Annotated in this window: 22 protein-coding genes and 1 tRNA gene; 11 read left to right on the top strand and 12 right to left on the bottom strand. The window is 72.0% G+C overall.

All coding sequences use genetic code 11. The annotated features are described in order from the left end of the window. Positions 1–22 precede the first annotated feature (22 nt). The 3 genes from AB5L52_RS21520 to AB5L52_RS21510 form a co-directional block, all read right to left on the bottom strand. Positions 23–1,585 (bottom strand): Stp1/IreP family PP2C-type Ser/Thr phosphatase, encoded by a 1,563-nt coding sequence (locus AB5L52_RS21520; protein ID WP_351017419.1) that lies wholly within the window; start codon positions 1,583–1,585, stop codon positions 23–25. Positions 1,586–1,725: 140 nt separating this feature from the next. Further along, a complete protein-coding gene (locus AB5L52_RS21515; protein ID WP_351017100.1) occupies positions 1,726–2,256 on the bottom strand; it encodes an FHA domain-containing protein in 531 nt (176 codons plus the stop codon). Positions 2,257–2,265: 9 nt separating this feature from the next. Further along, positions 2,266–3,123 (bottom strand): DUF3662 and FHA domain-containing protein, encoded by an 858-nt coding sequence (locus tag AB5L52_RS21510; RefSeq protein ID WP_351017103.1) that lies wholly within the window; start codon positions 3,121–3,123, stop codon positions 2,266–2,268. Positions 3,124–3,605: 482 nt separating this feature from the next. On the opposite strand from AB5L52_RS21510, the gene AB5L52_RS21505 reads away from it, so the two are divergent. Beyond that, positions 3,606–3,689: transfer RNA gene (locus tag AB5L52_RS21505), tRNA-Leu, on the top strand. Positions 3,690–3,802: 113 nt separating this feature from the next. Here the strand turns inward: AB5L52_RS21505 and AB5L52_RS21500 are convergent. Continuing rightward, the gene (locus AB5L52_RS21500) at positions 3,803–4,411 is read right to left on the bottom strand and encodes a TetR family transcriptional regulator (protein ID WP_369365691.1); all 609 of its coding nucleotides are present in this window, start codon (positions 4,409–4,411) and stop codon (positions 3,803–3,805) included. A 194-nt stretch (positions 4,412–4,605) separates the two neighbouring features. On the opposite strand from AB5L52_RS21500, the gene AB5L52_RS21495 reads away from it, so the two are divergent. From AB5L52_RS21495 to AB5L52_RS21475, 5 genes are all read left to right on the top strand, one after another. Continuing rightward, on the top strand, positions 4,606–5,040 hold the full coding sequence (locus AB5L52_RS21495; protein WP_369365689.1) for a nuclear transport factor 2 family protein: 435 nt from the start codon (positions 4,606–4,608) through the stop codon (positions 5,038–5,040). Next, positions 5,037–5,906, top strand: a complete 870-nt coding sequence (locus AB5L52_RS21490) for an NAD(P)H-binding protein (RefSeq protein ID WP_369365687.1) — start codon at positions 5,037–5,039, stop codon at positions 5,904–5,906. The genes AB5L52_RS21495 and AB5L52_RS21490 overlap by 4 nt, the downstream gene beginning before the upstream one ends. Positions 5,907–6,207: 301 nt before the next feature. Further along, positions 6,208–7,644, top strand: a complete 1,437-nt coding sequence (locus tag AB5L52_RS21485; protein WP_351578278.1) for a DUF2252 domain-containing protein — start codon at positions 6,208–6,210, stop codon at positions 7,642–7,644. 188 nt (positions 7,645–7,832) lie between these two features. Then, positions 7,833–8,681: a hypothetical protein gene (locus AB5L52_RS21480; RefSeq protein ID WP_351578182.1), complete on the top strand. Its 849-nt coding sequence runs from the start codon at positions 7,833–7,835 to the stop codon at positions 8,679–8,681. Positions 8,682–8,796: 115 nt separating this feature from the next. Beyond that, positions 8,797–9,144, top strand: a complete 348-nt coding sequence (locus AB5L52_RS21475) for a rhodanese-like domain-containing protein (protein ID WP_351017118.1) — start codon at positions 8,797–8,799, stop codon at positions 9,142–9,144. 74 nt (positions 9,145–9,218) lie between these two features. On the opposite strand, the gene AB5L52_RS21470 is transcribed toward AB5L52_RS21475, so the two are convergent. The 6 genes from AB5L52_RS21470 to paaA form a co-directional block, all read right to left on the bottom strand. Further along, the gene (locus tag AB5L52_RS21470; RefSeq protein ID WP_369365685.1) at positions 9,219–10,361 is read right to left on the bottom strand and encodes an acyl-CoA dehydrogenase family protein; all 1,143 of its coding nucleotides are present in this window, start codon (positions 10,359–10,361) and stop codon (positions 9,219–9,221) included. 181 nt (positions 10,362–10,542) lie between these two features. Beyond that, positions 10,543–11,607 carry a 2Fe-2S iron-sulfur cluster-binding protein gene (locus AB5L52_RS21465; RefSeq protein WP_369365683.1) on the bottom strand — a complete coding sequence of 355 codons (1,065 nt, stop codon included), beginning with the start codon at positions 11,605–11,607 and terminating at the stop codon, positions 10,543–10,545. Continuing rightward, positions 11,607–12,179 (bottom strand): 1,2-phenylacetyl-CoA epoxidase subunit PaaD, encoded by a 573-nt coding sequence (gene paaD, locus AB5L52_RS21460; protein WP_351566337.1) that lies wholly within the window; start codon positions 12,177–12,179, stop codon positions 11,607–11,609. Before paaD ends, AB5L52_RS21465 begins: the two co-directional genes overlap by 1 nt. Next, positions 12,173–12,874, bottom strand: a complete 702-nt coding sequence (gene paaC / locus AB5L52_RS21455) for a 1,2-phenylacetyl-CoA epoxidase subunit PaaC (RefSeq protein ID WP_351017423.1) — start codon at positions 12,872–12,874, stop codon at positions 12,173–12,175. Before paaC ends, paaD begins: the two co-directional genes overlap by 7 nt. Positions 12,875–12,900: 26 nt before the next feature. Further along, positions 12,901–13,188, bottom strand: a complete 288-nt coding sequence (gene paaB / locus AB5L52_RS21450; RefSeq protein WP_014673816.1) for a 1,2-phenylacetyl-CoA epoxidase subunit PaaB — start codon at positions 13,186–13,188, stop codon at positions 12,901–12,903. Continuing rightward, positions 13,185–14,231: a 1,2-phenylacetyl-CoA epoxidase subunit PaaA gene (gene paaA / locus AB5L52_RS21445; RefSeq protein WP_369365681.1), complete on the bottom strand. Its 1,047-nt coding sequence runs from the start codon at positions 14,229–14,231 to the stop codon at positions 13,185–13,187. The genes paaB and paaA overlap by 4 nt, the downstream gene beginning before the upstream one ends. 354 nt (positions 14,232–14,585) lie before the next feature. On the opposite strand from paaA, the gene AB5L52_RS21440 reads away from it, so the two are divergent. From AB5L52_RS21440 to AB5L52_RS21430, 3 genes are read left to right on the top strand one after another with little or no spacing between them, the layout of a single operon-like run. Then, positions 14,586–15,602 (top strand): DUF5819 family protein, encoded by a 1,017-nt coding sequence (locus tag AB5L52_RS21440; protein WP_351566341.1) that lies wholly within the window; start codon positions 14,586–14,588, stop codon positions 15,600–15,602. Beyond that, entirely contained in the window at positions 15,599–16,798 is a 1,200-nt protein-coding gene (locus AB5L52_RS21435) for an HTTM domain-containing protein (protein WP_351017136.1), read from the top strand. The genes AB5L52_RS21440 and AB5L52_RS21435 overlap by 4 nt, the downstream gene beginning before the upstream one ends. A 10-nt stretch (positions 16,799–16,808) precedes the next feature. After that, complete coding sequence (locus tag AB5L52_RS21430) at positions 16,809–17,558, top strand: TrmH family RNA methyltransferase (RefSeq protein ID WP_351566344.1); 750 nt, start codon at positions 16,809–16,811, stop codon at positions 17,556–17,558. Positions 17,559–17,565: 7 nt separating this feature from the next. On the opposite strand, the gene paaN is transcribed toward AB5L52_RS21430, so the two are convergent. Further along, entirely contained in the window at positions 17,566–19,260 is a 1,695-nt protein-coding gene (paaN, locus tag AB5L52_RS21425; protein WP_351566347.1) for a phenylacetic acid degradation protein PaaN, read from the bottom strand. A gap of 160 nt (positions 19,261–19,420) precedes the next feature. On the opposite strand from paaN, the gene AB5L52_RS21420 reads away from it, so the two are divergent. Together AB5L52_RS21420 and AB5L52_RS21415 are read left to right on the top strand one after the other, a co-directional pair. Further along, on the top strand, positions 19,421–20,935 hold the full coding sequence (locus AB5L52_RS21420) for a 3-hydroxyacyl-CoA dehydrogenase (RefSeq protein ID WP_351566350.1): 1,515 nt from the start codon (positions 19,421–19,423) through the stop codon (positions 20,933–20,935). Then, entirely contained in the window at positions 20,932–21,519 is a 588-nt protein-coding gene (locus AB5L52_RS21415; RefSeq protein WP_351017148.1) for a TetR/AcrR family transcriptional regulator, read from the top strand. The genes AB5L52_RS21420 and AB5L52_RS21415 overlap by 4 nt, the downstream gene beginning before the upstream one ends. A gap of 64 nt (positions 21,520–21,583) precedes the next feature. On the opposite strand, the gene AB5L52_RS21410 is transcribed toward AB5L52_RS21415, so the two are convergent. Further along, a complete protein-coding gene (locus tag AB5L52_RS21410; protein WP_351017426.1) occupies positions 21,584–22,102 on the bottom strand; it encodes an Lrp/AsnC family transcriptional regulator in 519 nt (172 codons plus the stop codon). Between the last annotated feature and the right edge of the window lie 85 nt (positions 22,103–22,187).

Genomic DNA, 22,187 nt, shown 5'->3' with positions numbered 1-22,187 from the left:
GACAGGGCCTCTCGCGGCTTCGCTACTGCTTGCCGCACTGATCGACGACCTTCTGCTCATCCTCGGAGAGGCTCGGGCCGGGGTTCGGAGTGGCGGTCGGGGTCGGGGGCTTCGAGGACGTTGTCGGGGGCTTCTTCGACGACGTGCCCGACGTACCTGTCGAGGGGTTCGGCGTCGGTGATGCCTTGGACGTGAAGGCGGTACGGCTGGTTCCCGTGGTGCCTCCGGCCTCGCCCTGGCCCGTCTTCGCGTTCCGCTGGGACTCGGCGGACTGGCGCTCCGCCTGCTTCCGGCATGCGGAGGCCTGTACGGACAGTGCCTCGATCTTCTCCTGGGCCTGCTGCAGCCCGCCCGCGGCGATCGTGGCCTTCACCTGCTTCTGCTGGTACGGCGGCAGGTACTTGAGTTCGATCTCGGGGTGGTCCTTCTCCACCTTCGACAGCGACACCCAGGCCAGGTCCTGGCTGATCCCGCGGTACAGCGCCACGTGCTCGTTCCTGGCGCCGACGTAGTACTGCGTCTGCGTCCACTGGTAGCCGCCGTAGAGGCCGCCGCCGATGACGGCGAGCGCGAGGACGCCGTAGAGGGATCTCTTCAGCCACTTGCCGCGGCCGCCCGGCTTGGTGAAGTCGCCGTCGGCGTAGTCGCCGAAGCTGCCCGACGGGACGTATCCGGTGCTGTCGCCGGAGCCGGGCGGGCCGAACTCGCCGCCGCCGTGCCCGTGGCCCTGGCGGCCCAGGTGGGAGGCGCGGCCGGCCGGGGTCTGCATGATGCCGTTGTCGTGCAGGTGGTGCTGGTTCTCGGCGACGGCGCCGACCACGATCGGCTGGTCGGACAGCTGGCCGGCCATGGTGTCGCCGGTGTCCAGGTCGAGCACGTCCGCGACGATGACGGTGATGTTGTCGGGGCCGCCGCCGCGCAGCGCGAGCTGGATCAGCTCCTGCACGGTCTCCTGCGGGCCCTGGTAGCTGGCGAGGGTCTCCTCGATGGTCTGGTGGGAGACGACCGCGGAGAGCCCGTCGGAGCAGATGAGATAACGGTCACCCGCCCGCACCTCGCGGATGGACAGGTCGGGCTCGACGTGGTCGCCGCTGCCGAGCGCGCGCATGAGGAGCGAGCGCTGCGGGTGGGTCGTGGCCTCTTCCTCGGTGATCCGGCCCTCGTCGACGAGCCGCTGCACCCAGGTGTGGTCCTGGGTGATCTGCGTGAGCACTCCGTCACGCAGCAGATAGGCGCGGGAGTCGCCGACGTGCACGAGACCGAGCCGCTGCCCGGTCCACAGCAGGGCGGTGAGGGTCGTGCCCATGCCCTCCAGCTGCGGGTCCTCCTCGACCATGGCACGCAGCTGGTCGTTGGCCCGCTGCACGGCGTGGCCGAGGGAGGTGAGGATGTCGGAGCCGGGCACGTCGTCGTCGAGCGTGACCAGGGTGGAGATCACCTCGGAGGAGGCGACCTCGCCGGCCGCCTGGCCGCCCATGCCGTCGGCGATCGCGAGCAGCCGGGGACCGGCGTAACCGGAGTCCTCGTTGCCCTCGCGGATCATGCCTTTGTGCGATCCGGCGGCAAAGCGCAGGGAGAGACTCATGCCCACCTCGCCAGTCGGCTCCGGGTACAGCCGGTCGTGTCGAGCCACACTGCCCACCCTCCGGTCGGGAGCGCGCCGGCGGCCGGGGGGCGGCCTGCCGCTGCGTGCTCGCTCCGCTCGCGCTCACTCATGATGTAGCACTACTTCCGCAGCTCGATGACGGTCTTGCCGATGCGGATCGGCGCGCCCAGCGAGATCGGTGTGGGGGTCGTCAGCCGGGACCGGTCCAGATACGTGCCGTTGGTGGAGCCGAGGTCCTCGACGATCCACTGGCCGTCGCGGTCCGGGTAGATCCTGGCATGCCGACTGGAGGCGTAGTCGTCGTCCAGCACGATCGTGGAGTCGTGTGCCCGGCCCAGGGTGATCGTCTGGCCCTGCAGCGCGACCGTGGTGCCGGTCAGTGTGCCTTCGGTCACGACCAGCTTGGTGGGAGCGTTGCGCCCGCGCCGGCCGCCGCTCTGCTGGCCCCGCTGCTGGCCTCGCTGCGGCGGGGGCGCGGCGGCCTGCTGCCGGGCCGCCTGCTGCTGGCGGCCGGCCTCCCTACGGGATCCGCGCTGGGTGACGCGCGTACCGAACAGGTCGCTCCGGATGACCTGCACGGCCACGATCACGAACAGCCACAGTACGGCCAGGAAACCCAGCCGCATGACCGTGAGGGTCAGCTCTGACATGCCCCCGCTTCACCCTTCGGCTTGCCTATAGATAACGGTGGTGCTGCCCACGACGATCCGCGAGCCGTCGCGGAGCGTAGCGCGGGTGGTGTGCTGCCCGTCCACCACGATGCCGTTGGTGGAGCCGAGATCCTGGATCGTCGAGGGCGTTCCGGTCCGGATCTCGCAATGCCGGCGGGAGACGCCGGGATCGTCGATCCGCACGTCGGCGTCGGTGCTGCGGCCCAGCACCAGCGTCGCGCGGGAGATCTGGTGGCGGGTGCCGTTGATCTCGATCCAGTAGCGGGCCTGCCCGCCGCTCGTGGGCGCGGCCGGGGGCCGCTGGCCGGCGGGCTGAGGGTATCCGTAGCCGCCGGGGCGGGCGCCGGGCGGCGGCGCGGACGGCATCGGCGGCGCTCCGGCGGGCGCGGCGGCCGGCTGGCCGTAGCCGCCACCCTGGGCGCTCTGCGCGGGGCGGCCGGGGGCCGGGGCCGCGGGGGCCTGCTGGTTGCTGGAGGAGGCCAGGGTGCGCGAGCGCACCCGGTACAGCCCGGTGTCCAGGTCGTCGGCCTTCTCCAGGTTGACCTTGATCGGGCCCATGAACGTGTAGCGCTGCTGCTTGGCGTAGTCGCGCACCATGCCGGCCAGCTCGTCGCCGAGCTGCCCGGAGTAGGGGCTGAGCCGCTCGTAGTCGGGCGCGCTCAGCTCCACGATGAAGTCGTTGGGTACGACGGTCCGGTCGCGGTTCCAGATCGTCGCGTTGTTGTCGCACTCACGCTGGAGTGCGCCGGCGATCTCCACGGGCTGGACCTCGGACTTGAAGACCTTGGCGAAGGTGCCGTTCACCAGACCTTCGAGACGCTGCTCGAACTTCTTCAGGACTCCCATGGGGCACCTCCTCCGTCCCTGTCGTCTGCCTTGCCCTGCTGTGTGGCCGCTGCCTTGCCTGTACTGCCTGTTCCGCTGGTGCTGCTTACTGATCGTATCTACGCGTCCGGCAATCGGCCGGTTCCCCCAGCGGCTCCCCTTCGAACTACCGGCACGCACTCACGCTGCCATGGATCGTAGAGGCGGGCGAAGACCAGTGTCCCGCACCCGGCTGTGGACCCGGTCCGCCTCCTGGGCAGATGCCCGGGACCGGTACGAGGTTGATACGTGAACCGGGTCGCCCTGATACGCGCGGCGGGAAACGGCGCGAACGCGCAGGCGGCGGGCGCCGGGGCGCGGGTGACCGGCGCGCTCGGCACCGGGTGCGGGTGCGGGCCGTGGGCAGCGGAAAGGGATGTGAACCCACCCCGTACGACGTGCTAATGTTCTGGGTGTCGGAAGGGGCCAGCCCGAAAGGGAAGAAGCCGGAAGACACACCCAATGCGCGGGTGGCGGAATAGGCAGACGCGCTGGATTCAGGTTCCAGTGCCCGCAAGGGCGTGGGGGTTCAACTCCCCCCTCGCGCACCGACGAGCGGTCGGCATCGTGATCACGATGCCGACCGTTTCGCTTTGCGCCCCCGCCGTGTGCCGGCGTGAGGGTGGCGTTCTTCACTTCCCGTACCGGTGTGAGTTGTCTCTCACGCAGGGGTGTTCGGGGTCGGGGGCGCATCGAGGCCGAGGACTCTGGCGGTGAACGCCGCGAGTTGCGCGCGCATCTCGTCGCGGGGCAGGGCCTTTTCACCGGCGAGGTGTTCGACGAGGTCGGCCCGGGTGGTGGCGAGCAGGGCATGCGCGGTGAAGCCGCCGTCGGACAGTCCCGGAATCCGCTCCAGCAGCTCGCGCAGCAGTGTGTGCCATCGCTCGTAGTGCTCCGCGCCGTACGGGCTGGTCCCGCCGGTCTGCTCCAGGGCGAGCGCGAGATGACGGTTGTCGAGCTTGAAGCACAGGACGGCGTCGAGCAGAGCCGGCACGCGCACCAGGGGTGGGGCGGCGGGTCCCAGTGGGGGCGGCCCCTGCTCGACCGCGCTCCTGATCGGTTCGAGGCGCGCCTCGTACAGCGCGCGGATCAGCCCGGTGCGATCGCCGAAGGCGCGGAAGAGGGTCGCCTTGCCGACGCCGGCCGCGGCCGCGATGCCGGCCATGGTGACGCTGTCGGGGCTCTGGCATTGCGCGAAGAGCGCGTCGGCTGCCGCGAAGACGGCCGCCCGGTTCCGCAGGGCGTCCTTGCGGGGTCTGCGCTCGGTCACGTGGTTCCTCCCTTGGGGTTCTTGCGGGGTTCTTGCGGGGGTTCTTGCCGCGCCTTGCCGCACTTCGCCGTGCCGCGCCTTGTCCTGCGTCCCGCCTCGCTTTCGCCTTCGCTTTGCGTTGCGAAGCGGACCCGCGGTCCGTATTGTCGACTGAAGCGGACCACGGGTCCGTATCGTACGGGACGGAGGAATCCATGCCCACACCCACGTACACCGCACCGGAAGAGCTCTACCGCCACAGCCTGCGGCTGCTCCTCGACAAGGACATCGCCGGCTGGGTCGGCCTGTGGGCCGAGGACGGTGTCATGGAGTTCCCCTTCGCGCCGCCGGGCTGGCCCGGGCGGCTGGAGGGACGGGAGGCGATCGCCGCCTACATGCGCGACCATCCCGCCCACATCGACCTGCACGACTTCCCCGACCTGCGGATCCACCAGACCACGAGCCCCTGGACCATCGTGGTCGAGATGCGCGGAGTGGGTCGCCTGGTCGAGACGGGGGCACCCTTCGACATGACCTACATCGCCGTCGTGACGGTCCGGGAGGGACGCTTCACCTCCTATCGCGACTACTGGAACCCCCTCGCCGTCCAGCAGCCCGGCCTGGACTTCGCAGGGGGCGGTGCCCGATGAGCGGCACCCTGGTTCTCGGGGCCACCGGTACCACCGGCAGCCGTACCGTGGCGCAGCTGGTCGCCGCCGGCCAGCGCGTGCGGGCCGCGAGCCGCCGGGCCACCCGGCTTCCGGGCGCGGAAGCGGTCCGCTTCGACTGGTACGACCCCGCCACCCACGCCGACGCGCTCGCCGGAGCCGCACGCGTCCATCTCGTCCCGCCGGTCGGCGATCCGGACCCGGCCGCCGTCATGCTGCCCTTCCTCCGCCGGGCCGGCGCCGCGGGCGTGCAGCGCGCCGTACTGCTCAGCTCCTCGGCCATCCCCGAAGGGGGCCCCGGAGTGGGGGCGGTGCACGAGGCTCTGCCCGGCCTGTTCGACCAGTGGGCGGTCCTGCGGCCCTCCTGGTTCATGCAGAACTTCACCGGCACGCACGCCCACGCCCGGAGCATCCGCGAGGAGGGCGCCATCCTCACCGCGGCCGGGACGGGCCGGGTCGGATTCGTCGACGCCGACGACATCGCCGCCGTCGCGGTCCGTGCCCTCACCGACGACCGGGCACCCAACAGTGCTCCGGTCCTGACCGGACCGGAGGCGCTCGGCTACGACGACATCGCCGCCGTCCTCACGGAGGTCACCGGTCGGCCCGTGGTCCACCGGCAGCTGACGTACGAACAGATGCGGGACCGGCTGGTGGCCGCCCAACTGCCGCTGGAGTTCGCCGCGATGCTGGCCGGGATGGACCGCGCCATCGCCGAGGGCGCCGAGGACCGCACCACCGACGCCGTCCAGCGCCTCACCGGCCGCCCTCCGCACAGCTTCCGGGCGGTCGTGGAACGGGAGTTGAAGAGCCGGCAGTCGTCGGCCGACACCGGTCCCACCCGGTAGGCGAGGGCGACCGCCCGGACGCGGTCGCGCAGTCCGAAGGCTAGGCGGGGCGCGCAGGCCGACGGCCGGGGGCTGCCGGGGGCTGCGGCGTGGTGCAAGGGGATCCGATGCCCTGTTGTGCCCCAGCTGTGCCCCACCGGATCTGACGCATATCGGCCATCGGTTGTACGGTCGGCACGAGTTGATGTTCGTGCGGACGGCTGTACGCGCCGTACGCGTTGGTCGTACGCGGTGTACGGGGGAGGCGGTCGCGATGACCGGTGCCGGTGGGGAAGTGGCGGACGCGATGGACGCGATGGACATGGCGGACGCGGTGGGCGTGGTGGACGTGGCGGACGCCGTGGAGCGGGGCATGCGCCGGCTGCCCAGGGTGAGCGGCTTCGCCCAGTGGCCGCGGCAGGGCTCGCCCAAGGAGGAGGGCAAGGCACTGCGCACCAGCGTGCCGCGCAGCGCACACCGCACCCTCGACCTGGACGCCGACCGCCCCGACGCGGTGCGCGCGGTCACCGAGTCCAACGCCGGCCGGATACCCGAGCTGACCCCCATCCGCGTCGGCCGGATGGCGGCCACCCCGTTCGCCTTCCTGCGCGGCTCGGCCGGACTCATGGCGTACGACCTGGCCCGCACCCCCATGACCAGGATCGGCACCCAGATATGCGGAGACGCGCACGCGGCCAACTTCGGCCTGTACGGCGACCCCCGCGGCGATCTCGTCATCGACCTCAACGACTTCGACGAGACCGTGCATGGCCCCTGGGAATGGGACCTGAAGCGCCTCGCCGCCTCGCTGGTCCTCGCCGGGCGGGAGGCCGGCGCCGACGAGGACACCTGCCGTGCGGCTGCGCAGGACACGGTCGGCGCCTACCGCCGCACCATGCGGCTGCTGGCCAAGCTGCCCGTGCTCGACGCGTGGAACGCCATCGCCGACGAGGAACTGGTCTCCCACACCGACGCCCACGATCTCCTCGGCACCCTGCAGCGGGTCTCGGAGAAGGCCCGCGCCAATACGAGCGGCCGGTTCGCGGCGAAGTCGACCGAGGCGGTCGAGGACGGCGGACGCCGGTTCGTGGACGCCGCGCCGGTGCTGCGCCGGATCCCGGACGAGGAGGCCCACGCGGTCGCCGCGTCCCTGGAGTCGTACATCCACACGCTCAGCGAGGACCGGCACCCCCTGCTCGCCCGGCACGCGGTGCACGACGTGGCTTTCCGGGTGGTCGGCACCGGCAGCGTCGGCACCCGGTCCTACGTCGTGCTGCTCCTCGACCACCGTGAGCAGCCGCTGGTGCTCCAGGTGAAGGAGGCCCGGCCCTCGGTCCTGGTCCCGCACCTGGCCACCGTCGGCTTCGAGACACCGCCGGTGGACCACGAGGGCCGCCGGGTGGTTCTGGGCCAGAAGCGGATGCAGGTCGTCAGCGACATCCTGCTCGGCTGGACGACCGTCGACGGGCGCCCCTTCCAGGTCCGCCAGTTCCGCAACCGCAAGGGCAGCGTCGACCCCGCCGCCCTCGCCGCCGACCAGGTCGACGACTACGGCCGGATGACCGGCGCCCTGCTGGCCCGCGCCCACTCCCACAGCGCCGACCCGCGGCTGATCGCCGGGTACTGCGGCAAGAACGAGGAACTGGACGAGGCGATCGCCGCCTTCGCCGTCGCCTACGCCGACCGCACGGAGGCGGACCACGCCGAGCTGGTGACGGCGGTACGCGCGGGGAGGATCGCGGCGGAGCCGGGGGTGTGAAGCCTGGCTGGGCCTGGGGATGCCGAGAAGGTGGGGAAGCCGAGAAGGTGGGGAAGCCGAGAAGGTGGGGAAGCCGAGAGCTTGGGGGAGCGACCAGCCACGAAGGGACCCGCACCCGGCCCCCGGCCCACACCGCCCCGGCCCACACCGCCCCCGGTCCAGGCCGGGCGCAGCGCTACGCTGAGGGCGTGACGACCCCGGAACCCGATCAGTCCCAGGCGCCGCGGCCCGAGGAGGAGCCCCAGGAACGGTCCCAGCAGCGGCCCGAGGAACGGCTTGAGCAGGCCGTACGGGCCGCCGAGCAGGCGCTGATCGAGTACGAGATCGCCGTGGAGACCTTCCGCGTCGAGGTCGAGAACTTCTCCCGGCTGCACGAGCAGAAGCTCGGCCCCCTCTACGCCCGGATCGAGGAGCTGGACGCCGAGATCGCCGAGGCGAAGGCCGCCCGTACCGGCGACCCGGAGGACATCCGCCGCGCCGAGGAGGCCCGCGCCCGCGTCCTGCCGATCCCCGGCGTGGAGGAACTGCTGCACGGCTGGATGGACGGCCAAGGCCTGTTCCCGGAAGCCGGCGCCATGCTCACCGACCAGGCCGTACGGCCCCCGGAGCGGGTGCGGCCCAGCGAGGAGGCTCGCAAGCTCTACCGCGAGCTGGCCCGCAAGGCCCACCCCGACCTCGCGCAGGAGGAAGCGGAACGGCAGCGGCGCGAGGAGTTCATCACCCGCGTCAACGCCGCCTACGCCCGCGGCGACGCGACCCTGCTGAAGGAGCTGGCCGAGGAGTGGGCGGCCGGCCCGGTACCGCCCGAGCGGCGCCCGAGCCCCGCCGAGGAGCTGTACGCCCGCCTCGAATGGCTCGCCCAGCGCAAGGAACTGCTCACCCTCGTCGCCCGCGAACTGGAGGAGGGCGCGATCGCCGGCATGCTCCGGCTCGCCCCGGACGACCCCGACGGCCTCCTGGACGAGATCGCCGGCCGACTGCGCACCGACATCGCCGAGCGCGAGGCAGAGCTGGCGGCCCTGCTGACCCAGGGCTGAGCCGCAGCCGGGGCGGGGCTGAGCCGCGGCCGGGGAGAGCCGAGCCGCGGCCGGGGCAGAGCCGAGCCGCGGCTCGCCTCCGATGGTGCCCGGACCTTCGGGTAGCGTCGGAGACATGAATTTCGCAGCCCGGGTACCCACGGTCGAGGTCACGGACCTCAAGGACGGCGACTTCCTGCTGGACGTCCGCGAGGACGACGAGTGGCAGGCGGGCCACGCCGAGGGGGCGCTGCACATCCCCATGAGCGACTTCGTGGCCCGCTACGGCGAGCTGACCGAGGCCGCCCCGCAGGACGGTCGCGTCCACGTCATCTGCCGCTCCGGCGGCCGCTCGGCCCAGGTCACCATGTACCTGGTCCAGCAGGGCATCGACGCGGTCAACGTCGACGGCGGCATGCAGATCTGGCAGGCGGCGGGCCGCCCGGTGATCACGGACGAGGGCGAGCCCGGCTTCGTGCTGTAGCTCGTCCGCGGCCGAGGGCGGTAGCTCTTCCGCAGCCGGGGCGGCAGTTCTACCGCGGCCGGGGGCGGCGCGGATCAGCCCAGCGGATGTGCGGCCAGCAGATCCCCGAGCCTCTCCTCGTGTGCCGACGCCGGGCCGAGCGCCAGCTCCAGCTGCTTGGCCCAGGCGTGATACCGGTGCAGTGGAGAGTCGGTGTCGGCGCCGAACCCGCCGTGCAGATGCTGTGCCGTCTGCACCACCCGGCGCACCCCCTCCGCCGCCCAGATCTTCGCCACCGCGACATCCCCGGCGGCGGGCAGTGCCCCCGACGCCCCCGAGGCGATCCGCCAGGCGGCCTGCCAGAGGGTGGCCTCCATGGCGCGCAGATCGATGTACCGGTCCGCGGCCTGCACGGCCACCGCCTGGAACGTCGCGATCGGATACCCGAACTGCTCCCGCTTCCCGGTGTACTCGGCGGTCATGCCCAGCACCCGCTCGCCCAGCCCGAGCGCCAGCGCGCACGTACCGGTGGCGAGCAGCGCATACAGCCGCTCCCAGGCGCCATCGGCCTCGATGACGTCACCCGCGTCGATCCGCACGGACCTGAGCCGCAGTTCGGCCAGCCGCTCCCCGCTGGTGGACACCTGCTCGGCGAGGACCACCCCGTCCCGCTCGCGCGGCACCAACGCGAGCACGGTCCGCTCGGCGCCCGTCCCCTCCGCGTGCGCCGGTACGACGACCAGGTCCGCGTCGTACGCCCACGGCACCGCCGTCTGCACCCCGTCCAGCACCCAGTCCGTACCGTCCCGCCGTGCGCCGACGGCCAGTTCGGCCGGGTCATGGCCACTGCGGCCGTTCGCCGCGACCGTCAGCACCAGCTCGCCCCGCCCGGCCCGCGCCAGCAGCCGCCGCGCCAACTCCGGCCCGCCATACGTCTGCACGGCCGCTGCCGCCGCGCTGTGCTCCAGCAGCGGCACCCGGGCGAGCACCTTGGCGGACTCGCGCAGCACCAGGCACAGTGCGATCGCGTCCAGCCCGGAACCGCCGTGCGCCTCGTCGAGCAGCAGACTCAGCAGATCCGCCTCGGCCAGCCGGGACCACAACTCCCGGTCGAACCCCTCGGCCACGGCACCGGTGGTGAGCGCCGGGCTCGGCACCGCGTCCGGCACCACGCCGGCGAACACCCCGCGCGCCGCCTCGGCCGCCGCCCCCTGCTCCTCGGTGAAGGTGAAGTCCACGACCTGTCCTCCCGGCGAGTCCGCTGATCTGACGGTCCGTCAAGATAGAACAAGTTCTAGGAGAAGGAAATGCCCCGGCCTGAAGCTCAGCTACTCCTGGGGCTCCTGGGGCTCCTGGGGCCCTCCCCCCTCCCCCCTCCCTCCCCTTCCCTTCCCCATGTCCCGTCGTCCCGTGCAGCCCTCAACGGTCGAAGTCCAGCTCCACCTGTTCCGTCAGGGGATGCGACTGGCAGGCCAGTACATATCCGGCTTCCGTCTCCTCCGTTTCCAGGGCGAAGTTGCGGTCCATGCGGACCTCGCCCGAGACCAGGAAGGCGCGACAGGTCCCGCAGACTCCGCCCTTGCAGGCGTAGGGCGCGTCGGGGCGGTTGCGCAGGACCGTCTCCAGCAGGGACTCGCTTTCCTGTACCGGCCAGGTGCCGCCGCGTCCGTCGAGCCGGGCGGTGACCGTGCTGTGCGCGGGGGTCCCCGCGGTGGCGGACGAGGGCGCGCCCGCGTCCACGTGGAAGATCTCCTGGTGGATGCGGGAGCGGTCCACACCCAGCTCGCGCAGCGCCTGCTCCGCGCCCCCTACCAGCCCGTACGGCCCGCACAGGAACCAGCCCGCGACCCGGTCGACCGGCAGCAGCGCGGGCAGCAGCCCGCTGAGCCGCTCGCGGTCGAGCCGGCCGGACGGCAGGCCCGCCTGCTGCTCCTCGCGGGAGAGCACCGTCACCAGCTGAAACCGCTCGGGGTAGCGGTCCTTCAGGTCGGCGACCTCCTCCAGGAACATCGTCGAGGCCGCCGTGCGGTCACTGCGTATGAGGCAGAACCGGGCCGCCGGCTCGCGTGCCAGCAGCGTGGAGACGATGGACAGGACCGGGGTGATGCCGCTGCCGCCGACGACCGCCGCGTACAGCCCCGGTGCCGGTTCCAGGATGAAGCGGCCGGCCGGAGTCATCACCTCCAGGACGTCGCCGACGTTGATCTCCTTCAGCGCGTAGGCCGAGAAGGCCCCGCCCTCCACCAGCCGCACCCCCACCCGCAGCGTGTCCGGGCCCGCGCCGGCCGGGTCGGGCGCGGGGGAGCAGATCGAGTAGGTGCGCCGTATCTCGGCGCCGTCGACCTGTCGGCGCAGCGCCAGGTGCTGCCCGGGGGCGTGCCGGTACTCCTCGCGCAGCTCGGGCGGGACGGTGAAGGTGAGGGCGACGGAGTCGTCGGTGATCCGGTCGACCGTGGCCACCGGGAGCGGGTGGAAACGCGCCATCACAACTCCTTGAAGTGGTCGAACGGTTCACGGCAGGCGAGGCAGCGGCGCAGTGCCTTGCACGCGGTGGAGGAGAACCTGCTCAGCAGCTCGGTGTCGGCGGAGCCGCAGTGCGGGCAGTGGACGGGATCGGTCAGTACGGCGGAAGCGGTGGATGCGGTCGGCTTGGTGGGTGCGGTGAGTTCGTCCTCCGTCCGGGTCCGGCCCAGGGTCAGCGGGACCGGGCCGGATGCGGCGTGCACGCGTGGGGGAGCGATGCCGAACTCCTGCAGTTTGCGCCGCCCTTCGGGGCTTATGTCGTCGGTCGACCAGGCGGGTGTGAGCACCGTGCAGACCGTGACCTCGCGCATGCCATGGGCGCGCAGCACCCGTTCGATGTCCACGCTCATGGCCTCGATGGCGGGGCAGCCGGTGTAGGTGGGGGTCAGGTCGACCTCGACCGCGTCGCCGTCGTGGAGGTGCACCGCGCGCACCACGCCCAGCTCCTGGAGTGTGAGCACCGGCAGTTCGGGGTCGGGCACCGAGCCGGCGAGCTCCAGCAGCTCCGCCTCCAGGGCGGTGGCGGTCACCATGACGCCCCCGGGTGGCTGCGATGCAGATGCTGCATCTCGGCGAGCATCCGCCCGAACGGCTCGGTGTGCAGGCCCTGACGGCCGGCGCCGGCCGACCAGGCGCCGGTGCGCGCTCCTTCGGGCACGGTCAGGGTGGCCCGGCCGAGGACGTCGGTGACCGATTCGAGCCAACGGTCCTCCATGGCCGGCCAGTCGACGTCCAGGCCCTCCGCCTGCTGGAACATCTCCCCGGTGAACCGCCACAGTGCGTCGCAGGCCCGCTGCATCCGCTCGTGGCTGGTCTCCGTGCCGTCGCCGAGGCGGAGGGTCCACTGCTCGGCGTGGTCGCGGTGGTAGGCGACCTCCTTGACCGCCTTGGCGGCGAGGGGCGCGAACGGGCCGTCACCGGCGGCCAGTTCGGCGTAGAGCAGCTGCTGGTAGGTGGAGAAGTACAGCTGGCGGGCGATCGTGTGGGCGAAGTCGCCGTTCGGCTGCTCGACCAGCTGGAGGTTGCGGAAGGCCCGCTCCTCGCGCAGGTAGGCCAGTTCGTCCTCGTCGCCGGCCAGGGAGAGCAGGATCCGGGCCTGGCCGAGCAGGTCGAGGGCGATGTTGGCGAGGGCGACCTCCTCCTCCAGGACGGGGGCGTGCCCGGCCCACTCCCCCAGCCGGTGGGAGAGCACCAGGGCGTCGTCGCCGAGGGCGAGCGCGGCGGTCACCGGGACGGTGGCGGGGCCGGTGGCGGTCACAGGTGCTTCACCCCTTCCGGGATCTCGTAGAACGTCGGGTGCCGGTAGGGCTTGTCGGCGGCCGGTTCGAAGAACGGGTCCTTCTCGTCCGGCGAGGACGCGGTGATCGCGGCGGCCGGGACGACCCAGATCGACACGCCCTCGCCGCGGCGGGTGTACAGGTCGCGGGCGTTGCGCAGGGCCAGCTCCGCGTCCGGGGCGTGCAGGCTGCCGGCGTGGGTGTGGGAGAGGCCGCGCCGGGAGCGCACGAAGACCTCCCACAGGGGCCAGTCGGTGGTGCTCATGCTCGCTCCGCTCCTGTCTCGCCTGTCTCGCCTGTCTCGTGTGGTGTCTCGCCGGGGGTGCCGGTGTGCTTGGCCGCGTACGCGGCGGCCGCTTCCCGTACCCAGGCGCCCTCGCCGTGGGCGCGTCGGCGTTGGGTGATCCGCTGCTCGTTGCAGGGGCCGTTGCCCTTGAGGACCTCCCAGAACTCCGTCCAGTCGATGGGGCCGAAGTCGTGGTGTCCGCGCTCCTCGTTCCACCGCAGGTCCGGGTCGGGAAGGGTGAGATCCAGGGACTCGGCCTGGGGGACGCAGATGTCGACGAAGCGCTGGCGCAGCTCGTCGTTCGAGTGGCGCTTGATCTTCCATTCCATCGACTGCGCCGAGTGCTGGGAGGCGTCGTCGGGCGGGCCGAACATCATCAGCGAGGGCCACCACCAGCGGTTGACCGCGTCCTGTGCCATCGCGTGCTGCTCCGGGGTGCCCTTGCTGAGGGCCAGCAGCAGCTCGTAGCCCTGGCGCTGGTGGAAGGACTCCTCCTTGCAGATCCGGACCATCGCGCGGGCGTACGGACCGTAGGAGCAGCGGCACAGCGGGACCTGGTTGGTGATCGCGGCGCCGTCCACCAGCCAGCCGATCGCTCCGACGTCGGCCCAGGTCAGGGTCGGGTAGTTGAAGATCGAGGAGTACTTCTGGCGGCCGCTGTGGAGCTTGTCGAGCAGCTCGTCGCGGCCGGTGCCGAGGGTCTCGGCCGCGCTGTACAGATACAGGCCGTGGCCGGCCTCGTCCTGGACCTTGGCCATCAGGATCGCCTTGCGGCGCAGCGAGGGGGCGCGGGTGATCCAGTTGGCCTCCGGCTGCATGCCGATGATCTCGGAGTGCGCGTGCTGGGCGATCTGGCGGACCAGGGTCGCGCGATAGGCGTCGGGCATCCAGTCGCGGGGCTCGATGCGTTCGTCTGCGGCCACGGCCGCGTCGAAGGCGTGCTGGTAGGCCGCCGTGTCGACGGTGTCCGGTGCGCCGTCCGCCGGTGTGCGGGCCGTGCGCTGCGCGGCTGCTGTGGCCATGCGGTCCCCCTGACCTCGGGCTCTTGGGTGAATCTGTCCCGACCGATCGTTCGGTCCGTGCGCATCAATGGTGTGCCGGGGCGTCGTGGGGTGTCAACCGCTGTGGAAAACTCCGGCGGGCGGCCTGTGGACAACGTCCGGGAGGGCGGGCGCCGGCGGTCGCGGCGCCGTACCGCGTGGCGAGGACCACGGACCTCGGCCGTACCCGGGGCTGCGCCCGGTGGGCGGGGCTGAGTACCGTTCCGTGGAACGCCGAGAAGTGGCGTGGGTGAAACGTGGGGCGCTCGTGGTGGCGCCACAGCACCGAGCTGGATACCTGACGAACGACCGAGCCGAAACGGGGGACGGGGCGGAATGGACGCGTACGACGAGGACTCGGGGGCCCGACCCGGCCCCGACGGGTCGGCCGGGGCGCGTCTCCCGGAGACTCCCCCGGCCGGCGTGGACGCCGGCGCGGTCCCCCTGACGGGAGCGGATGCCGCGGGCCGTGCGGATTCCGGCGCGGACTCCAGCAGTGCGGATTCCGGCGGCGCGGACACCGCACCCCGCTCGGACACGGCGGCCGAGTCCGCCGCCCCGGCCGAGCCTGCCGGCTTGGTCGAGTCCGCTGCCCCGGTCGAGCCCGTCGGCTTGGCCGAGCGCGCCGTCCCGGTGCCGTCACCCGAGCCCGCCGCCCCGGTGCCGCCGTCCGCGCCCGGTGCCCCGGTGTCGCCCGGCGTATCCCGTACCGGCGTGGCCGCCCTCTCCCCCCGCTACCAGGTCGTCGCGGCGCTGGCGCTCGCGGTGGTCGGTGTCGCCGCCTGTGTCCATGTGCTGATGGTGTTCCTCAGCCTCGCCCCCGCGAACACGGTGACCAAGCAGCACGGCAAGGCCGTCGAGGAATGGGTGTACCCGGAGTTCGAGCAGAACTGGAAGCTGTTCGCGCCGAACCCGCTGCAGCAGAACATCGCCGTCCAGGTGCGTGCCGTGGTGCGCGTGAAGGACGGCGGGCTGCGCACCACCGGGTGGACCGACCTCTCCGCACAGGACGGTCGCGCGATCGACGGCAACCTGGTGCCGAGCCACACCCAGCAGAACGAGGTGCGCCGCGCCTGGGACTTCTTCACCGCCACCCACGGCCCCGACAACCGCTCGGTGGGCATGCGCGGCTCCCTCGCCGAGCAGTACCTGCGCCGGATGGTGGTGATGCGGCTGTACCGGAGCTATCCGGCCGACCGGGAGGGCGTCATCCAGCGCGTGCAGATCCGTTCCAGCACGACCAATGTGCAGCCGCCCGAGTGGGGCCGTGAGCGCGTGTCCGACAAGCCCGTCTACCGCGTGCTGCCCTGGTGGACCGTGACGGCCGGCGAGGCCGCGGGAGGTGTGCGGTGAACAGGCTCTCCCTGATCCTCTCCCGCGGTATCGCCCGAGCCACCGGCGCGGCTCTCGGGCCGTATCAGAGCGCGGTGATCCGCATCGGGTTCGCCGGGACCTGGCTGCTGTTCCTGCTGCGCGAGTTCCCCCACCGCCAGGAGCTGTACGGCCCGGCCGGACCGTGGGGCTGGAACCTCGCCAAGGAGCTGACCGCCGACAACCACGCGTTCACGGCTCTGCTGTGGTCCGACGGGCAGGCGTGGTTCGAGTGCTTCTACCTCCTGGCGATCGCCGCAAGCGCGGCGCTGCTGCTCGGCTGGCGCACCCGGACCGCGTCCGTGCTGTTCATGGTGGGGGTGCTGTCGCTGCAGAACCGCAGCGTCTTCGTGGGCGACGGCGGCGACAACGTCCTGCACCTGATGTCCTTCTACCTCGTGTTCACGCGGTGCGGACAGGTGTGGTCCCTGGACGCGCGGCGGGCGGCGCGCGCCGAGGCGGCACGCGCGCGTGGGGAGCGGGTTTCCGCCGACCGGGTGGGACCGGCTCTGTGGGCGGTGTTCGGCCTGGCGCTGGGCATAGCGACGTTCACCGGCCGGTTCGACAACGGCTGGATGATCCCCGCGCTGCTGTGGAGCGCCTGGGCGGTGCTCGGCCTGTGGTGGGCCGTCGGCCGCTGGGCGAAGTCGCCGGAACCGCGGATCCTGCTGGACGTCATCGCCAACATCCTGCACAACGGGGCCCTGGTCGTGATCATGGCGGAGGCCTGTCTGATCTACGCGACGGCCGGCTGGTACAAGATCCAGGGCTCGCGCTGGCAGGACGGTACCGCCGTCTACTACCCGCTCCACCTGGACTACTTCTCGCCCTGGCCCGGACTCGCGGACCTGATGTCCGCCAGCGGCACGATGATGATGATCGTGGCCTACGGGACGGTCGCGGTGCAGGTCGCCTTCCCGTTCACCCTGTTCAACCGGCGGGTCAAGAACGTCCTGCTGATGCTGCTGATGATCGAGCACTCGGTGATCGCGGTCGTGCTCGGGCTGCCGTTCTTCTCGCTGGCGATGATCACCGCGGACGCGGTCTTCCTGCCGACGTCGTTCCTGCGCCGGCTGGGCGCGCTGGTGGCACGCGCGCGTGTGCGGACCGTCCGGCGCGGCGACCCCACGGTGCCCGCGCCGCGCTCACCGGAGGAGAGCCCGCAGGGGGCCGCGTAGGGTGCACGGCATGACCGACCCGCTGACCCGCTGGCGCAAGCACGCCGATGCCGCCGTGCTGCTCGACGGCTTCCATGCCCTCAAGCACGCGCTGCGCTTCGGGGCCGAGGTCCCGGTGGCGGTCACCACCGACCGGGGCGCCACGCTCGCCCTCGCCGAGGAACTGGCCGGGGACGTACGGGACGCGCTGGACGGGCTGCTCACACAGGTGTCCGCGGAGACGTACGCCTCGCTCGTCCCGCGGCCCCATCCGACCGGCGTGGCCGCGCTCGCCGTACGGCCCTCGCGCGAGGCCAACCTGCGTACGCTCGCCCGCATCCCGCGCGGCGCGCCCGTCGTGGTCCTGGACAACCCCCGCAACCTCGGCAACGCCGGTGCCGTGATCCGGCTGGCCGCCGGCTTCGGGGCGACCGGCGTGGTCACCACGGGCACGCTCGACCCCTGGCATCCCACGGTGGTGCGCGGCGGCGCCGGCCTGCACTTCGCGACCGCCGTGGAACGCCTGGGCGTCGACGAGCTGCCCGCCGGGCCGCTGTTCGCCCTCGACCCGGAGGGCGAGGACATCCGGGGCAGCAAGCTGCCCGACGACGCCGTGCTGGCCTTCGGTTCGGAGCGCAGCGGGCTGTCGGCCGAGCTGCGCGCGCGTGCCGACCATCTGCTGGCCCTGCCGATGCGCCCCCAGGTCTCCAGCTACAACCTCGCCACCAGCGTGGCGATGACGCTGTACCACTGGAGTGCCACCGGGGGCGCACCCTCCTGAGCGGTCGCTACGCCTGCCGGCGGACCTCCACCACCCTGAAGCGGTTGGCCACGAACGCGCCGTCGGTGAGGGCCGCGTTCGCCGCCGGGTTGCCGCCCGAGCCGTGGAAGTCGGAGAAGGCCGCGGTCTGGTTCACGTACACCCCGCCGGTCAGGTTGAGCGACAGCTGGGCCGCCTCCTCCAGGCACACCTCCTCGATCGCCCGCTCGACCTCGGGGTCGGTGGTGTAGGCGCCGACCGTCATGGCGCCCTTCTCACGGATCGTGCGGCGCAGCAGCTCCACCGCGTCGCCGGCCGAGTCGACCGCGACGGCGAAGGAGACGGGGCCGAAGCACTCGCTCATGTAGGCGGCCTGGTCGTCCGGCTTGGCGCCGTCCAGCTTGACGACGACCGGGGTACGCACGACCGCGCCGGGGAACTCGGGGTTGCTGATCTCCCGTGAGGCGAGGGCGACTTCGCCGAGGCCGGCGGCGGCCTCCAGGCGGGCCTTGACGTCCGGGTTGACGATCGCGCCCAGCAGGGCGTTCGCGCGCGCGTCGTCGCCGAGGAGACCGTCGACCGCGCGGGCGAGGTCGGCGGAGACCTCGTCGAAGGTCTTGGGGCCCTGGTCGGTGCGGATGCCGTCCCGCGGGATGAGCAGGTTCTGCGGGGTGGTGCACATCTGGCCGCTGTACAGGGACAGCGAGAACGCCAGGTTCGACAGCATGCCCTTGTAGTCGTCCGTGGAGTGCACGATCACCGTGTTGACGCCGGCCTTCTCCGTGTAGACCTGCGCCTGGCGGGCGTTGGCCTCCAGCCAGTCACCGAAGGACGTCGACCCGGTGTAGTCGATGATCCGGATCTCGGGGCGGGTCGCGAGGGTCTTGGCGATGCCCTCGCCGGGGCGCTCGGCGGCCAGCGCCACCAGGTTCGGGTCGAAGCCGGTCTCGGCGAGCACCTGGCGCGCGAGCTGCACGGTGAGGGCGAGCGGCAGCACCGCGCGCGGGTGCGGCTTGACCAGGACCGCGTTGCCGGTCGCCAGGGAGGCGAACAGGCCCGGATAGCCGTTCCAGGTCGGGAAGGTGTTGCAGCCGATGACCAGGGCGAGGCCGCGCGGGACCGGTGTGAACCGCTTGGTGAGGGCCAGCGGGTCGCGCTTGCCCTGCGGCTTGGTCCACTCGGCCGTCTCGGGCGTGCGGACCTGCTCCGCGTACGCGTACGCCACCGCCTCCAGGCCGCGGTCCTGGGCGTGCGGGCCGCCGGCCTGGAACGCCATCATGAACGCCTGCCCGCTCGTGTGCATGACCGCGTGCGCGAACTGGTGGGTGCGGTCGCTGATCCGCTTGAGGATCTCCAGGCAGACCATGGCCCGCAGCTCTGCGCCAGCCTCCCGCCAGGCGCGCTGTCCGGCCTTCATCGCGGGCAGCAGCACGTCGATGTCCACGTGCGGATAGGTCACGCCCAGCTCGATGCCGTACGGGGAGACCTCGTCGCCCACCCAGTCGTCGATGCCGGGCTGGTCGGCGAGGTCGAGGCGGTTGCCCAGCAGGGCGTCGAAGGCGGCCTTGCCCGTCGCCGCGTCCAGGCTGCCGTTCTCGCCGTAGGCCTTCGGATGCTCGGGATGCGGCGACCAGTACGCGCGCGTGCGGATCGCTTCCAGCGCCTGGTCCAGAGTGGGCCGGTGCTTCGCGATCAGAGCGTGGGCGGTCAGTTCGGCGGCCATGCGAGACCAACTCCTCATCTGGAGAACTCGTCGTCGAGTTCACAACCTGGGAAGAAAGTGGCGCGGTTTCGAGCAGTCAGAGCTAGAGTAACCGAACGATCGGTCGGGACAAGGGGGTCCGCCGCATCTGTGGAAAACGTCGTGCGGGAGGATCGCGCACATGACAGCACTCGACCTCAGCAGCCCCGTGGCCGTCGTCGGCACCGGCACCATGGGCCAGGGCATCGCCCAGGTCGCGCTGGTCGCAGGCCACCCAGTGCGGCTGTACGACACCGTCGCCGGGCGCGCCCGGGACGCTGCCGCGGCGATCGGTGCCCGCCTCGACCGGCTCGTGGAGAAGGGCAGGCTCGGTGCCGCCGACCGGGACGCGGCCCGTGCCCGCCTCGCGCCCGTGGAAAGCCTCGCGGAGCTGGCGGACTGCGGACTGGTCGTCGAGGCCGTCCTGGAACGGCTGGACGTCAAACAGCAGCTCTTCGGTGAGCTGGAGGAGATCGTCGCCGAGGACTGCCTGCTCGCCACCAACACCTCCTCGCTGTCGGTGACGGCCATCGGCGGTGCCCTGCGCCGTCCCGGCCGCTTCGTGGGCCTGCACTTCTTCAATCCGGCCCCGCTGCTGCCGCTGGTCGAGGTCGTCTCCGGGTTCGCCACCGACGTCACGTCGGCCACGCGCGCGTACGAGACCGCCCGCGCCTGGGGCAAGACCCCGGTGGCCTGCGCCGACACCCCGGGTTTCATCGTCAACCGGATCGCCCGGCCGTTCTACGCCGAAGCCTTCGCGGTCTACGAGGCCCAGGCCGCCGACCCGGCCACCATCGACGCGGTCCTGCGCGAGTCCGGCGGCTTCAGGATGGGCGCCTTCGAGCTGACCGACCTGATCGGGCAGGACGTCAACGAGTCGGTGACCCACTCCGTGTGGCAGTCCTTCTTCCAGGACGTGCGCTTCACCCCGTCCCTGGCCCAGCGCCGGCTCGTGGAGTCCGGCCGCCTCGGCCGCAAGACCGGGCACGGCTGGTACGACCACTCCGAAGGCGCCGAGCGGCCCGAACCGCACACCGCCGACAAGGAGCAGCCGCCCGCGTACGTCGTCGCCGAGGGCGGCCTCGGCCCCGCGGCCGAACTGCTCACGCTGATCCGCGCGGCGGGCATCCAGGTCCGCGAGGAGGACGAGGACAACGGCACCCGCCTGGTGCTGCCGAGCGGCGGCCAGCTGGTCCTCGCCGACGGGCAGACCTGCGTGGAGTTCCGGGACGTCGTCCACTTCGACCTCGCCCTGGACTACCGCGCGGCCACCCGCATCGCCCTGTCCGCCTGCCACGAGACCTCGCCGCAGACCCTCGCCGAGGCCACCGGCCTCTTCCAGGCCCTCGGCAAGGACGTCAGCGTCATCGGTGACGTCCCCGGCCTGATCGTCGCGCGCACCGTCGCCCGGATCATCGACCTCGCCCATGACGCCGTCGCCAAGGGCGTCGCCACCGAGGAGGACATCGACACGGCCATGCGCCTCGGGGTGAACTACCCGCTCGGCCCGTTCGAGTGGGACCGCAGGCTCGGCCGCGAGTTCGCCTTCGACGTGCTGGACGAGATGCACGAGCGCGATCCCTCCGGACGCTACGCGCCCTCCCTCGCGCTCTACCGCCACGCGTACGCCATAGACAAGCGGGAGAGCACCTCATGACCACGGCCAAGCGCGACACGTACACGCCCGAGACACTGCTCTCCGTGGCCGTCCAGGTCTTCAACGAGCGCGGCTACGACGGCACCTCCATGGAGCACCTGTCCAAGGCCGCCGGCATCTCCAAGTCCTCGATCTACCACCACGTCAGCGGCAAGGAGGAGCTCCTGAGCCGGGCCGTCAGCCGCGCCCTGGACGGCCTGTTCGCCATCCTGGAAGAGGAGCACGCGCGCGTGGGGCGGTCCGTGGACCGGCTGGAGCACGTGGTGCGGCGCATGGTCGAGGTCCTCATAGGCGAGCTGCCGTACGTGACGCTGCTGCTGCGGGTGCGCGGCAACACCGCGACCGAGCGGTGGGCGCTGGAGCGGCGGCGCGACTTCGACCACCGGGTCGCGGAGCTGCTGAAGGCCGCGGCGGCCGACGGCGACGTCCGCGGCGACGTCGAGGTCCGCCTGGCCACCCGGCTGGTCTTCGGCATGATCAACTCGATCGTGGAGTGGTACCGGCCGGACCCGCGGGGCGTCGGCGAACGCGAGGTGGCCGACGCGGTGGTCCGGCTGGTCTTCGCGGGCCTGCGCCGGGACTGACGTCAGGCCGCCGGCGCACCTTCGGTCACGCCGGCGGCACACCTTTACGCCTCCGGTGCACCTTTTATGCCTCCGGCTCCAGGTCCTCCTCCTCGAACACCAGCAGCGTGCGGGTGCTGAGCACCTCGGGGATCGCCTGGAGCCGGGTGAGCACCAGCTCGCGCAGCGCCCTGTTGTCGGGCGTGTGCACCAGCAGCAGCACGTCGAAGTCACCGCCCACGAGCGCGATGTGGGAGGCACCGGGCAGCTGCCTGAGCTGCTCGCGGACCGTGCGCCAGGTGTTCTGGACGATCTTCAGCGTGATGTACGCCGACGTGCCGTGCCCGGCCCGCTCGTGGTCCACGCGCGCGGCGAAGCCGCGGATGACGCCGTCCTCGACGAGCCGGTTGATGCGTGCGTAGGCGTTGGCGCGCGAGACATGGACGCGTTCGGCGACGGACCGTATCGAGGCGCGGCCGTCCGCCTGCAAGATCTTCAGAATGTCCTGATCGATGGCGTCGAGCGGCCGTGGCGGCGGCAAGGGGGCGCCGTCCAGCGGGCGCGGCGGCGAAAGTGCGGCGCCGTCCTGCGGTCCGTCGGCCATTTGTTCAGCTGCCATTGCCCCCCGCTCCCTCGCCGTGGACGTCCTGCTTTCATTCCAGGCTGTGGAGAACCGTTTGTCCACAGCC

The sequence above is a fragment of the Streptomyces sp. CG4 genome, assembly GCF_041080655.1.
Lineage (GTDB): Bacteria > Actinomycetota > Actinomycetes > Streptomycetales > Streptomycetaceae > Streptomyces.
Note: the sequence above shows the minus strand (reverse complement) of the source record. Positions and strands in the feature narration are given on the sequence as shown.

Excerpts from the sequence above, each read along its gene's own strand:
- AB5L52_RS21520 (WP_351017419.1), bottom strand. The coding sequence starts at position 1,585 with ATGAGTCTCTCCCTGCGCTTTGCCGCCGGATCGCACAAAGGCATGATC.
- AB5L52_RS21515 (WP_351017100.1), bottom strand. The coding sequence starts at position 2,256 with ATGTCAGAGCTGACCCTCACGGTCATGCGGCTGGGTTTCCTGGCCGTA.
- AB5L52_RS21510 (WP_351017103.1), bottom strand. The coding sequence starts at position 3,123 with ATGGGAGTCCTGAAGAAGTTCGAGCAGCGTCTCGAAGGTCTGGTGAAC.
- AB5L52_RS21495 (WP_369365689.1), top strand. The coding sequence starts at position 4,606 with ATGCCCACACCCACGTACACCGCACCGGAAGAGCTCTACCGCCACAGC.
- AB5L52_RS21490 (WP_369365687.1), top strand. The coding sequence starts at position 5,037 with ATGAGCGGCACCCTGGTTCTCGGGGCCACCGGTACCACCGGCAGCCGT.
- AB5L52_RS21485 (WP_351578278.1), top strand. The coding sequence starts at position 6,208 with ATGGCGGACGCGGTGGGCGTGGTGGACGTGGCGGACGCCGTGGAGCGG.
- AB5L52_RS21475 (WP_351017118.1), top strand. The coding sequence starts at position 8,797 with ATGAATTTCGCAGCCCGGGTACCCACGGTCGAGGTCACGGACCTCAAG.
- AB5L52_RS21465 (WP_369365683.1), bottom strand. The coding sequence starts at position 11,607 with ATGGCGCGTTTCCACCCGCTCCCGGTGGCCACGGTCGACCGGATCACC.
- paaD (WP_351566337.1), bottom strand. The coding sequence starts at position 12,179 with ATGGTGACCGCCACCGCCCTGGAGGCGGAGCTGCTGGAGCTCGCCGGC.
- paaB (WP_014673816.1), bottom strand. The coding sequence starts at position 13,188 with ATGAGCACCACCGACTGGCCCCTGTGGGAGGTCTTCGTGCGCTCCCGG.
- paaA (WP_369365681.1), bottom strand. The coding sequence starts at position 14,231 with ATGGCCACAGCAGCCGCGCAGCGCACGGCCCGCACACCGGCGGACGGC.
- AB5L52_RS21440 (WP_351566341.1), top strand. The coding sequence starts at position 14,586 with ATGGACGCGTACGACGAGGACTCGGGGGCCCGACCCGGCCCCGACGGG.
- AB5L52_RS21430 (WP_351566344.1), top strand. The coding sequence starts at position 16,809 with ATGACCGACCCGCTGACCCGCTGGCGCAAGCACGCCGATGCCGCCGTG.
- paaN (WP_351566347.1), bottom strand. The coding sequence starts at position 19,260 with ATGGCCGCCGAACTGACCGCCCACGCTCTGATCGCGAAGCACCGGCCC.
- AB5L52_RS21420 (WP_351566350.1), top strand. The coding sequence starts at position 19,421 with ATGACAGCACTCGACCTCAGCAGCCCCGTGGCCGTCGTCGGCACCGGC.
- AB5L52_RS21415 (WP_351017148.1), top strand. The coding sequence starts at position 20,932 with ATGACCACGGCCAAGCGCGACACGTACACGCCCGAGACACTGCTCTCC.
- AB5L52_RS21410 (WP_351017426.1), bottom strand. The coding sequence starts at position 22,102 with ATGGCCGACGGACCGCAGGACGGCGCCGCACTTTCGCCGCCGCGCCCG.